This window comes from Enterococcus sp. DIV2384 (assembly GCF_050534975.1).
GTDB lineage: Bacteria > Bacillota > Bacilli > Lactobacillales > Enterococcaceae > Enterococcus > Enterococcus faecalis.
The window spans coordinates 106,271-118,394 of the sequence record NZ_CP172905.1; the positions used below are offsets into that span (position 1 = coordinate 106,271).

General features: G+C 39.1%; 10 protein-coding genes. 8 read left to right on the forward strand and 2 right to left on the reverse strand.

The genetic code is table 11. The features are described from left to right. Positions 1–18: 18 nt before the first annotated feature. From arcA to IGK54_RS00470, 5 genes are all read left to right on the forward strand, one after another. Positions 19–1,245, forward strand: a complete 1,227-nt coding sequence (gene arcA / locus IGK54_RS00450; protein WP_002356129.1) for an arginine deiminase — start codon at positions 19–21, stop codon at positions 1,243–1,245. 25 nt (positions 1,246–1,270) lie between these two features. After that, a complete protein-coding gene (gene argF / locus IGK54_RS00455) occupies positions 1,271–2,293 on the forward strand; it encodes an ornithine carbamoyltransferase (protein WP_161299076.1) in 1,023 nt (340 codons plus the stop codon). A gap of 105 nt (positions 2,294–2,398) precedes the next feature. Continuing rightward, entirely contained in the window at positions 2,399–3,331 is a 933-nt protein-coding gene (gene arcC / locus IGK54_RS00460; protein ID WP_002356132.1) for a carbamate kinase, read from the forward strand. Positions 3,332–3,355: 24 nt separating this feature from the next. Next, the gene (locus IGK54_RS00465) at positions 3,356–4,048 is read left to right on the forward strand and encodes a Crp/Fnr family transcriptional regulator (RefSeq protein WP_002356133.1); all 693 of its coding nucleotides are present in this window, start codon (positions 3,356–3,358) and stop codon (positions 4,046–4,048) included. 47 nt (positions 4,049–4,095) lie between these two features. Then, complete coding sequence (locus tag IGK54_RS00470) at positions 4,096–5,547, forward strand: YfcC family protein (protein ID WP_002356134.1); 1,452 nt, start codon at positions 4,096–4,098, stop codon at positions 5,545–5,547. 90 nt (positions 5,548–5,637) lie between these two features. On the opposite strand, the gene IGK54_RS00475 is transcribed toward IGK54_RS00470, so the two are convergent. Then, complete coding sequence (locus tag IGK54_RS00475) at positions 5,638–6,318, reverse strand: type 1 glutamine amidotransferase domain-containing protein (protein ID WP_002386380.1); 681 nt, start codon at positions 6,316–6,318, stop codon at positions 5,638–5,640. Beyond that, positions 6,315–6,650 (reverse strand): ArsR/SmtB family transcription factor, encoded by a 336-nt coding sequence (locus IGK54_RS00480; protein ID WP_002356136.1) that lies wholly within the window; start codon positions 6,648–6,650, stop codon positions 6,315–6,317. The genes IGK54_RS00475 and IGK54_RS00480 overlap by 4 nt, the downstream gene beginning before the upstream one ends. A 179-nt stretch (positions 6,651–6,829) precedes the next feature. Between IGK54_RS00480 and IGK54_RS00485 the strand changes: the two genes are divergently transcribed. The 3 genes from IGK54_RS00485 (at position 6,830) to IGK54_RS00495 (ending at position 12,117) form a co-directional block, all read left to right on the forward strand. Continuing rightward, the gene (locus tag IGK54_RS00485; protein WP_185931596.1) at positions 6,830–7,846 is read left to right on the forward strand and encodes an NADP-dependent oxidoreductase; all 1,017 of its coding nucleotides are present in this window, start codon (positions 6,830–6,832) and stop codon (positions 7,844–7,846) included. A 210-nt stretch (positions 7,847–8,056) separates the two neighbouring features. Further along, the gene (locus IGK54_RS00490; protein WP_002387476.1) at positions 8,057–10,564 is read left to right on the forward strand and encodes an EndoS/ChiA family endoglycosidase; all 2,508 of its coding nucleotides are present in this window, start codon (positions 8,057–8,059) and stop codon (positions 10,562–10,564) included. Positions 10,565–10,848: 284 nt separating this feature from the next. Continuing rightward, positions 10,849–12,117 (forward strand): RidA family protein, encoded by a 1,269-nt coding sequence (locus IGK54_RS00495; RefSeq protein WP_002379246.1) that lies wholly within the window; start codon positions 10,849–10,851, stop codon positions 12,115–12,117. Positions 12,118–12,124 lie beyond the last annotated feature (7 nt).

A 12,124-nucleotide genomic window follows, 5' to 3' on the forward strand; every position in this document is an offset into this window, starting at 1 on the left:
TTGAGGAGGTTATTTCACATGAGTCATCCAATTAATGTATTTTCTGAAATCGGGAAATTGAAAACAGTGATGTTACATCGTCCAGGTAAGGAATTAGAAAATTTAATGCCAGATTATCTGGAGAGACTGTTGTTTGATGATATTCCGTTTTTAGAAAAAGCACAAGCAGAACATGATGCATTTGCAGAGTTGTTACGATCAAAAGATATCGAAGTGGTCTATTTAGAGGACTTAGCTGCTGAAGCGTTGATTAATGAAGAGGTCCGCCGACAATTTATTGACCAATTCTTAGAAGAAGCCAATATTCGCAGCGAATCAGCAAAAGAAAAAGTTAGAGAGTTAATGTTAGAAATTGACGACAACGAAGAACTGATTCAAAAAGCGATTGCTGGCATTCAAAAACAAGAATTACCTAAATATGAGCAAGAATTTTTAACAGATATGGTTGAAGCGGATTATCCATTCATTATTGATCCAATGCCTAACTTATACTTCACGCGTGATAACTTTGCGACAATGGGGCACGGGATTTCTTTAAATCATATGTATTCAGTAACTCGACAACGGGAAACCATTTTTGGGCAATACATTTTTGATTATCATCCTCGTTTTGCTGGAAAAGAGGTTCCTAGAGTCTATGATCGTTCAGAATCAACCAGAATTGAAGGTGGCGATGAATTAATTCTTTCAAAAGAAGTAGTGGCCATTGGGATTTCTCAAAGAACGGATGCCGCGTCAATTGAAAAAATTGCGAGAAATATTTTTGAACAAAAATTAGGGTTTAAAAATATCTTGGCTTTTGATATCGGTGAACACCGTAAATTCATGCATTTAGATACCGTTTTTACCATGATTGACTATGATAAATTTACGATTCATCCAGAAATCGAAGGCGGCTTGGTTGTTTACTCGATCACTGAAAAAGCAGATGGAGACATCCAAATTACAAAAGAAAAAGATACATTAGATAACATTTTATGCAAATACTTGCATTTAGACAATGTTCAATTAATCCGTTGCGGCGCTGGAAATTTAACAGCAGCAGCCCGTGAACAATGGAACGACGGTTCAAATACATTAGCAATTGCCCCTGGGGAAGTTGTTGTTTACGATCGGAATACGATTACGAATAAAGCGCTAGAAGAAGCAGGCGTGAAATTGAATTACATTCCAGGAAGTGAACTAGTACGTGGCCGTGGTGGCCCTCGTTGTATGAGTATGCCACTTTACCGTGAAGATCTTTAAAAAACACCCAAAAATAGGAGGAATCATCATGAATTCAGTATTTCAAGGACGTAGTTTATTAGCAGAAAAAGATTTTTCAAGAGCAGAATTAGAGTATTTGGTAGACTTCAGTATTCACTTAAAAGAATTGAAGAAAAAAGGGATTCCACATCACTATTTAGAAGGAAAAAATATCGCTCTTTTATTTGAAAAAACTTCGACACGGACACGCTCTGCGTTTACGACAGCAGCGATTGATTTAGGGGCACATCCTGAGTATTTAGGTGCCAACGATATTCAATTAGGTAAAAAAGAATCTGTTGAAGATACAGCGATTGTTTTAGGTAGTATGTTTGACGGGATTGAGTTCCGTGGGTTTAGTCAAGAAGTAGTGGAAGATTTAGCGAAATATTCTGGTGTTCCTGTTTGGAATGGTTTAACGGATCAATGGCATCCAACACAAATGATTGCGGACTTTATGACAGTGAAAGAAAACTTTGGTCGTTTAGAAGGAATCACTTTAGTATATGTCGGCGATGGCCGTAACAACATGGCAAACAGCTTGTTAGTGACAGGTGCTATTTTAGGCGTAAATGTTCGCATTTGTGCACCAAAAGAATTGTTCCCTTCTGATGAAGTCGTTAATTATGCAAAAGAATTTGCGAAAGAATCTGGTGCAGAATTAATGATTACAGACGACGTTGCTAAAGGCGTTAAAGGAGCCAACGTGTTATATACAGACGTTTGGGTGTCCATGGGTGAAGAAGATAAATTTGAAGAACGTGTCAATCTGTTGAAACCTTATCAAATTAATATGGCTATGTTAGAAAAAACCGAAAACATGGATGGCGATTTAATCGTATTACACTGTTTGCCAGCCTTTCATGATACGAAAACACAATACGGTGAAATGGTTGCTGAAAAATTTGGCATTACTGAAATGGAAATTACGGATGAAGTCTTCCGCAGTAAATATGGTCGTCAATTTGAAGAAGCAGAAAACAGAATGCATTCTATTAAAGCGATCATGGCAGCTACTTTAGGCAACTTATTCATTCCTCGTGTGTAGGAAGCAACTGAAAAAACATTGAAAAAAGAATAGTTGTTTCGCCCTTTAAGAGTTTCTTTTGAAGGGCGGCCTATTCTTTATTATGATAGGAAAGAAGGATTTGTAATGGGGAAAAAAATGGTCGTTGCACTAGGCGGAAATGCCATCCTTTCAAATGATGCTAGCGCACATGCACAACAGCAAGCATTAGTTCAAACATCTGCCTATTTAGTTCATTTAATTAAACAAGGGCATCGGTTGATTGTTTCACATGGCAATGGTCCACAAGTCGGAAATCTATTATTGCAACAACAAGCAGCTGATTCTGAAAAAAATCCAGCGATGCCGCTAGATACGTGTGTTGCTATGACACAAGGAAGTATCGGCTACTGGTTGTCCAATGCGCTTAATCAAGAATTAAACAAAGCAGGAATCAAGAAACAAGTGGCTACTGTTTTAACACAGGTGGTCGTAGATCCAGCAGATGAGGCATTCAAAAATCCAACAAAACCGATCGGTCCATTTTTAACAGAAGCTGAAGCCAAAGAAGCAATGCAAGCAGGTGCTATTTTTAAAGAAGATGCAGGACGTGGCTGGCGCAAAGTCGTTCCAAGTCCTAAGCCAATTGACATCCACGAGGCTGAGACTATTAATACCTTAATAAAAAATGATATAATTACCATTTCATGTGGTGGCGGCGGCATCCCTGTCGTAGGACAAGAATTAAAAGGTGTCGAAGCAGTAATCGATAAAGATTTTGCTTCTGAAAAACTAGCAGAATTAGTGGATGCGGATGCACTAGTTATTTTAACTGGCGTGGATTATGTGTGCATTAATTATGGCAAACCAGATGAAAAACAATTAACCAATGTCACTGTAGCAGAGTTGGAAGAATACAAACAAGCGGGTCATTTTGCACCAGGTAGTATGTTACCGAAAATTGAAGCTGCCATTCAGTTTGTAGAAAGCCAACCCAATAAACAAGCAATTATCACTTCTTTGGAAAACTTAGGAAGTATGAGCGGCGATGAAATCGTAGGAACGGTTGTGACAAAATAAAGTATAGTATTTAGGAGAATTAAGATGATGATAGAGAAAATAATCACTAAAAATAATCAAGATTTTCAATACTTTTCTGAATCAGAACTAACAGAATTGCGCAACGAGAGTTTCGTTCGCTCCTATAAAAAAGGCCAAGTCCTTTTTTATCCAGGTGATCCGAGAAATCATTTGATTTTATTGGTTTCAGGTGTCATTAAAATTGAAAAAAATGATCGCAGTGGTAATTTTTCCTATCTGCATTTTATGAAAAAGCAGGCTCTTTTTCCGAGAATCGGACTGTTTCAAGATGAGGTTCATTACGACTCCGCGATTGCCTATACGGATATTGAGGTTGTGTTTGTGCCAGTTAAACTGTTTGAGCGTTTTCTCCAAAATAATCCCCAGCAATTGATTCATTGGATTCAAGAACAATCGGTCCTTTTAAAAGAAAGCATGATCAAAATCCAAAAAGGAACAACCAATGATGCATGTGAACGGATTGTGACATCACTGGCGATGTTATTAAATGATTTAGGAGAACGAATTGACAACAGAGAACGCGTTGCAATTACTTGTCCAATTACCATTAATGACATTGCACGAATGAGTGGAACTACGCGGGAAACAGCAAGCAGTGTTATGAAAAAATTAGTCCAAATGAACCGTATTAGCTACAGTCATAAATTCTTAACTTTTCTAGATACGCCATTCTTTATTGATCGATTGAGTAATTAATCATAGAGAAGGGAGATACAGGAAAGTAGGTTCCTGTATAAAAGGATATGGCAGAAAAAAAGAAGAAAAACAAAAAACAGCTTTCGTCTTTTAGTATTTTATTTATTATTTTAATTGTTTTAGGTATCGTAACGGTCTTGCTAAATGGCCAGCCATTTACCCCAAGAGAAATTGATGGCAAAATGGTTGACCACGTGGTAGGGGCCAAATTATCGGATATTATCATGGCTCCATTCAATGGGTTTAAAGATGCCATTGAAATTAATATTTTTATTTTAGTACTCGGTGGCTTTTTAAATATTGTGACACAAACTGGGGCTCTTGAAGCAGGGATTCAATCAGTCGTTAAAAAGTTAAAAGGGAACGAATTGAAAATCATTCCGATTTTAATGATTTTATTTTCTATTGGTGGGTCGACTTATGGAATGGCAGAAGAAACAATTCCTTTTTATGGTTTATTGAGTGCCACCATGGTCGCCGCTGGTTTTGATACGTTTGTCGCAGTGGGTACTGTGCTATTGGGTGCAGGATCAGGTGTTATCGGTTCAACGGTTAACCCTTTCTCCACAGGGGTAGCGATGGATGCGTTACGAGGTATTGGCATTCAGCCGAATACAGGAATTATTTTAATTGTCGGTGCTATTTTGTGGGCGGCCTCTACTAGCTATTCTATTTTCATTGTGATGCGTTATGCGAAAAAAGTGAAGGCTGACAAAGGTTCAACAATTTTATCTTTACAAGAACAAGAGGATATGGAAAAAACGTATGGACAAGCAGCGTCGAAAGAAATGCCATTTACGAATCGTCATAAAAAAATCTTAATGGTATTCGCTTTCTGTTTTGTCATTATGATTGTTTCCTTAATTCCATGGAACGACTTTGGAGTGACGATTTTCAAAGGCTGGACGTCTGTTTTAACAGGCAACAGTTTCGGTGACTGGTACTTTGGCGACTTAGCGATGTGGTTCTTCCTTTTAGGGATCATTGCTGCCTTGATTGGTCGCTTTACTGAAAAAGAAACCATTGAAGCATTTATCGACGGTGCCAAAGATATGTTATCCGTTGTTTTAATTATCGTAGTTGCTCGCGGGGCATCTGTTTTGATGTCTAAAACGTATTTAGATTCATTTATCCTTGATAAAGCGGCAGGCTTATTACAAGGACTCTCCCCAGTCTTATTTGTCATCGGTGCCTTTGTTTTATACTTAGGTTTATCTTTCCTAATTCCTTCAACTTCTGGTTTAGCGTACGTTTCTATTCCTGTAATGGGTGCGTTAGCTAAAAACATTGGTTTAAGTCCAGAAGTGATGGTTATGATTTTTGCTTCAGGTTGTGGCTTGATTAATTTGATCACGCCAACATCTGGTGTCGTAATGGGTGGTTTGGAAATTTCCAAAGTTCAATATGCCACTTGGACAAAATTCATGGCCAAACCAATGATTGTCTTAGGCTTAATTAACCTAATTATCTTAATTGGCGCGATGTTACTCTTTAGCTAATCAAAAATTTTTTATGTTAGGGCTTCAGCTTTCGGAAAAAAGAAGAAGCAATGAAACAACAGCGACTACCTAAAAGTAGTCGCTGTTGTTTCATTTTGATAGTTGTTGAATTAACAATCTTGCGACAGCGCGGACAGAAAAAGGATTTTGCCCAGTGATTATACGGCCATCTTGATACGCAAATTCTTTATAGGGACGCTTTTTCGCAAAAGTAGCACCATGTTCTTTGGCAATTGTTTCGTTTAAGAAAGGAACAACTGCTTTTTTCATGGCTAAAATTTCTTCTGCAGTAGTGAAGCCAGTAATGGTTTTATCTGCAATCAAATAATTTCCTGACGCATCTTTGACATTTAAAAGGCCAGCAATTCCGTGACAAACAGAAGTTAGGTATTTGCCCTGTTCGTAAAGGCTACGAGTGATTGCTTGCAACTGAGGATTATCAGGAAAGTCCCACATAACGCCATGGCCTCCTGTAAAGTAAATTGCTGCGTATTCATCTGGCTCAATTTCTTCAAGAGAGAGGGAATGTGCTAGCGCTCGTTTTTGAAAATCAGCACTTTCATAAACTGCCATAATGGATGAATCTACATATTTCATACTCCGGGGATCCAAAGGGACATAGCCTCCTTGGGGACTAACATAGTCAACTGAAAATCCTGCTTTAGTTACTTCTTCCACGAACTCCGTAGCTTCACCTAGCCAGAGGCCCGTTGGTTCTTCGGTGCCGTGATAACGAGAGACGTTTGTGAGGACCACGAGAATTTTTTTCATGCTTGCTTCCTCCCTGGCATAATCGACGTAATGTGGGTCAATAGTTGTTGGAGTTGCTCAATTTTGGTGGTATCGTGAGAAAGAGAGTAATAGTTTTTAGTTCCTTCACTGCGACAATCAATTAATTTGGCTTGTTTCAAAATTTTTAAGTGGTGAGAAACCGCGGGGCGTGAGAGTTGTGTCGCCTCTGTTAACTCAGTGACACGACGGCCAACACAGGCCTGGTCTTCTAACAGTGCAATAATAATTGCTTGGCGTTTTTCATCACCCAATGCGATTAAAAAATCACTAAGCGCAGTAAATTCTGTTTGAATTTCTTCTAATTCTTTCATATTTTTTCGCCTCTTTGGTTCGTATTTTTAAACGATTAAACCATTTTTCGTGTTTTTTGTCAATGAAATACGCTGAGGGCTGAAACTTGACGTGAATCCCATTCTTCGTTAAGATACTAATTGATTAAAGGTTTAAACTTTTAAACCAATAAAAGGGATAGAAAGAGAGGAAAGATTCAATGATGAAAGCTGCTTTAATTCATAAATACGAACAAAAAGAATTATCAATCGAGGAGGTGCCCTTACCCACCATTCATGACAATGATGTTTTGGTCAAAATTATCGCTGCCAGTATCAACCCGATTGATTTAAAAACAAAAGATGGCAAAGTAAAGATGCTTTTAAATTATCAAATGCCACTGATTTTAGGCAGTGATTTTGCTGGGATTGTTGTTTCTGTTGGAAAAAATGTTCAAAATTTTAGGCTGGGCGATGCAGTTTACGGACGAGTACCCAAAAATCGCGTGGGAACTTTTGCTGAATATATTGCAGTGGATCAAGCGGCTGTAGCTATGAAGCCGAAAAATTTAACGTTTGAAGAAGCTGCGGCCATTCCGTTAGTCGGTTTGACAAGTTATCAAGCGCTACATGATATTATGAATGTACAGCCAGGCCAGAAAGTCCTGATTCAAGCAGGTTCAGGAGGGATTGGAACCATTGCGATTCAATTAGCAAAACTAGCGGGCGCTTACGTTGCCACCACAACGAGTAGTAAAAATAAAGAATGGGTTCAAGCGTTGGGAGCAGATGAAGTGATTGACTATCGGACACAAAATTTTGAAGAAGTTTTATCCGACTATGATTATGTGTTTGATACAATGGGGGGGACAATCTTAGAAAAAGCTTTTTCAGTGGTTAAACCTCAGGGAAAAGTTGTTACATTGTCAGGCATTCCCAACGAACGTTTTGCTAAAGAGTATGGCTTGCCGCTTTGGAAACAATGGGCCTTTAAAATAGCTACTCGCAAGATTCATCGATTGGAGCAAGCCACAGATGTTAGTTATCATTTTTTGTTTATGCGTCCAGATGGCGAGCAATTAGCTTTACTCACTGAGTTCATTGAACAGGGAAAATTACAGCCGATAATTGACCGAGTCGTTCCTTTTAGCCAAATTCAAGAAGCGGTAGATTATTCACTGACAGGACGAGCGCAAGGGAAAATTGTTGTGAAAATCGCCGATGTTGATCACGACTAGGTAAAGGAGACTTGCAAGAAAAATAGGCCTGTTTTTCTTGCAAGTCTCAAAATTTACCATTTAAACGCCGTCTAACAAAAGTGATTTTAGGCGGGAAAAGATTTTTATAGAAAATCCTCATTTTTCCAGTTTCTATTTTGCAAATTCGTTATTTTTTGTTATTCTATTGATGGTTGTGTATACGCTTTCTTTTTAGGTGGATACACAAAAATGAACGGAGTGCAGAAAGGAATGGTGTTCAAAGTGGGGAACAATTTATCGACAAGAAAAGGAGAAAACAGAGAAACAATTGTCAGTTGGCTGGGTCTTTCGTTATTGGTTGGCTTGGCGTTTATCTTATTTAGTCTGTTTCATCAACCAATGATCAGCCAAGCCAATGAGCCGACCCAAGAGAAACATTTTATGGTTTATTATCGGGCTTGGCGTGACAAAACGATGCAAGGAGTTAATACAACATTGCCAGATGAAAATTGGCTAACGATGCACGATATTCCTTATGGTATTGACATTGTGAATGTCTTTAGTTATGTGCCAAAAGGACAAGAAGCACTTGCACAGCCATTTTATGATACGTTAAAAAATGAGTATGCGCCAGCACTGCATGCACGAGGTGTTCGTTTAGTTCGTGGGATTGATTACAGCGAGCTATTAAAAGTTCCTTATGCAGGAACAACGCCTACAGAAGCAGAATTTGATGCTTATGCGAAAGAGTTGTTAACCAAATTTGTCGATGATTTAGGAATTGATGGGTTAGATATTGACATGGAAACTCGTCCAAGTGAAAAAGATATTGTTCTATCTAATGGTGTCATTCGTGCATTATCAAAATACATTGGACCGAAGTCGGGAACGGATCGTCCATTTTTGTATGATACCAATGCAGAATATTTACCACCTTTACAAGATGTCAGTGACTGTTTCGATTTTCTCGCGTATCAACAGTATGGCAGCGATGACCAACGCACGCAACGAGCATTAAATAATTTAAGTCCGGTTCTCAATGGGGAACGATTTGTTCCAGGATTAACTTTCCCAGAAGAGCAAGATCGCAACCGCTGGTATGACACAAAAGAGCCGTATATGGAAAGTAACATGTATAAAGTAGCTCGTTATTCTTATGAAAATAATTTAGGGGGCATGTTCCTCTATGCCTTAGATCGCGATGGTCGCACCTATAATGAAGACGATTTAAATCAGATAAAACCTTCTAATTTACTTTGGACAAAAACGGCCATTGCAGAGAGTAAAGGCGTTTCTCTTGCAGAGATGAAAGCGGCTGCGCAACACTATTTAAAACGAATTAGCTACGCCAACACAGACCTTGAAGCACAAAATAAAGCCGCAGAAGCAGTGACACAAGCAACAACGCTTTATGATGTGAATAAAGCTATTTTAGGTGGCGATTATGGCCAAGGGATTTCAAACACCTATGATGCTGAATTAGAAAAAGGCCTGTTAGCCATTGACTTAACCACTTTATATCGTGCGTTGGATCAAGCAGTTACAGCCATTGAAAAGGCAGAAAGCTATACACCAGAAACGATTCAAGCACTACAAACAACAAAAGAGACAGTCGCCACAGAACTTGCGGGAAAAACGTATACAGCCGCACAAGTGACTACTTGGCAAACGGAGGTCCAAACAGCTTTGGATAATTTAAAAGAGAAACAAACACAACCTTTAAAAAGTGTCTTTTCCATTGATGCGGGAAGAAAATATTTTTCCGTGGAGCAACTGGAAGAATTAGTGGCCAAAGCTAGTCAAAATGGGTACACAGATGTCCAATTAATTTTAGGAAATGATGGCTTACGGTTTATCTTGGATGATATGTCGGTCAATGTGAATGGTAAAAAATACAACCACAACCGGGTTTCAAAAGCAATCCAACGAGGCAACAACGCATATTACAATGATCCTAATGGCAACGCGTTAACACAAAAAGAAATGGATCGGTTGTTGGCTTTTGCGAAAGCGCGCAACATCAACATCATTCCCGTGATTAACAGTCCAGGACATATGGATGCCTTGTTAGTGGCCATGGAAAAACTAGCGATTAAAAATCCCGCTTTTGATGGCTCAAAACGAACAGTAGATTTAGGGAACCAAAAGGCAGTGAATTTCACAAAGGCGATTATCAGTAAGTACGTGGCTTATTTTTCCGCGCATAGTGAAATTTTCAATTTTGGCGGCGATGAGTATGCAAATGATGTCGATACAGGCGGTTGGGCGAAACTGCAATCTTCTGGGCGCTACAAAGATTTTGTCGCTTATGCGAATGATTTAGCTAAAATAATTAAAGATGCGGGCATGCAGCCAATGAGCTTCAATGATGGCATTTATTACAACAGCGACGATTCTTTCGGTACATTTGACCCAGAGATTATTATTTCTTATTGGACAGCCGGTTGGAGCGGATATGACGTAGCCAAACCTGAGTACTTTGTTCAAAAAGGACACAAAATTTTTAATACCAATGATGCGTGGTATTGGGTAGCTGGCAATGTTGATTCTGGCATTTATCAATATGATGATGCTTTAGCAAATATGTCGAAAAAAGCATTTACAGATGTGCCAGCAGGTAGCCCAAATCTTCCAATTATTGGAAGTATTCAATGTGTTTGGTATGATGACCCTCGTCGTGACTATGATTTTGAACGAATTTATACGCTAATGGATACGTTCTCGGAAAATTATCGTGAGTATATGGTGGTTAAATAAAACTAGTTAAAGCTAACGAGTTATCTATAAAGACTGGCACGAATCAAGCTTGATTCGTGCCAGTCTTCTTTAACTGAAGAAGATTTGTTTGCGGGCCAACAATCAATTTAGGAATGCCTTATTGAAATGTTCCTGTTCTTATTGTAGACTGAAAGAAGTGGTGGTGGAAAGCTATCACCATTAATAGAAAAGCAGGAAAATAAAAAGGATCTTGTTGGAAGTTTAATGCTTAAAAATGTAAGCGGAATCATTTTTGTTGGAATGCTAAAAAAGGGAGTAGAGTTATGAGTAATGAAAATATCGTCTTAGCAAGAAATACAGAGCGTGCACCAAAGCATCATCTCGCAGCCCAAACAGTCGCATTTTCCCACTATAATCATTTGTCGGCACAATTACCTATTGAGCCAACCTCTGGACAATTGGTAGAAGGTGGCATTCGGGCCCAAGCGACACAATGTTTGAAAAATATCCAAGCGGTTGTTGAAAGTATCAACCATGTGATGAGTGACATTGTCAGAATGACCATTTTTGTCAAAGATATGCGGGATGCTGCCGCAGTTGAGGAGGTCTATGCGGCCTTTTTTACCCATTATTATCCAGCTAAAACAGTGGTCGCCGTCGCAGATTTGCCGTTAGGCGCTTCTGTTCAAATGGAGGCACTTGTTTCAAATGGGGAAGGAACTATCCCTAATGCACCTCAAGCTGGGGATTTAATTAAATTAACAAATCAGACTGTTCAGGCACCAATTGATGCTCTAGCCAGTCAAACGGTCGCGTTTTCTCACTATAACAATCTGTCTGCACAATTGCCTATAGATCCTCAAACGGGCAGAGTTGTGGCTGGCTGTGTTAAAACGCAAACAAAGCAATGTTTGAAAAACATAAAAGCCATTTTAACCAGTATTGATGTGCCTTTTGATGATATTGTGAAGATCAACATTTATTTAAAAGATTTATCTAAGCTGGAAGCTGTCAATCAAGTACATGCCGCTTTTTTCCCAGATTCAGGAATTGCGCGCACGGTCAATTATATGCCAGCACGAACAGTGATTGCTGTTGCTGATTTACCAATGGGCGCGGCGGTGCAAGTAGAAGCGGTGGTTTCTCATGGGGATGGTACGCCACCACAAGCGATTGAAGATCGACATGGATTAATTATTGAAGCAAATAATACAGAGCACGCACCGAAGTGTCCATTTTCGACACAAACTGTTGCTTTTTCTCATTACAACCATCTATCAGCTCAGCTACCATTGGACCCTAAAACAAATGCGTTAGTCGCTGGCGGAATCAAGGAACAAACGACGCAATGTTTAGAAAATATTAAAGCGATTATTGAAAGTGTGGATCACAGCTTAGCTGATCTGGTGAAAGTGAACATTTTTGTGAAAGAGATTGAAGAGCTGGCGGCAGTAGATGACGTCTACCAAACGTACTTCCCTGAAGGCACGCCTGCAAGAAGAGTGATTGGTGTGACGGATTTACCAAAAGGTGCTCAGATTCAAATCGAAGCGATTGCTGGGAACGCAGAAGGTACGCCACCAATTGGTTAAACAGTAG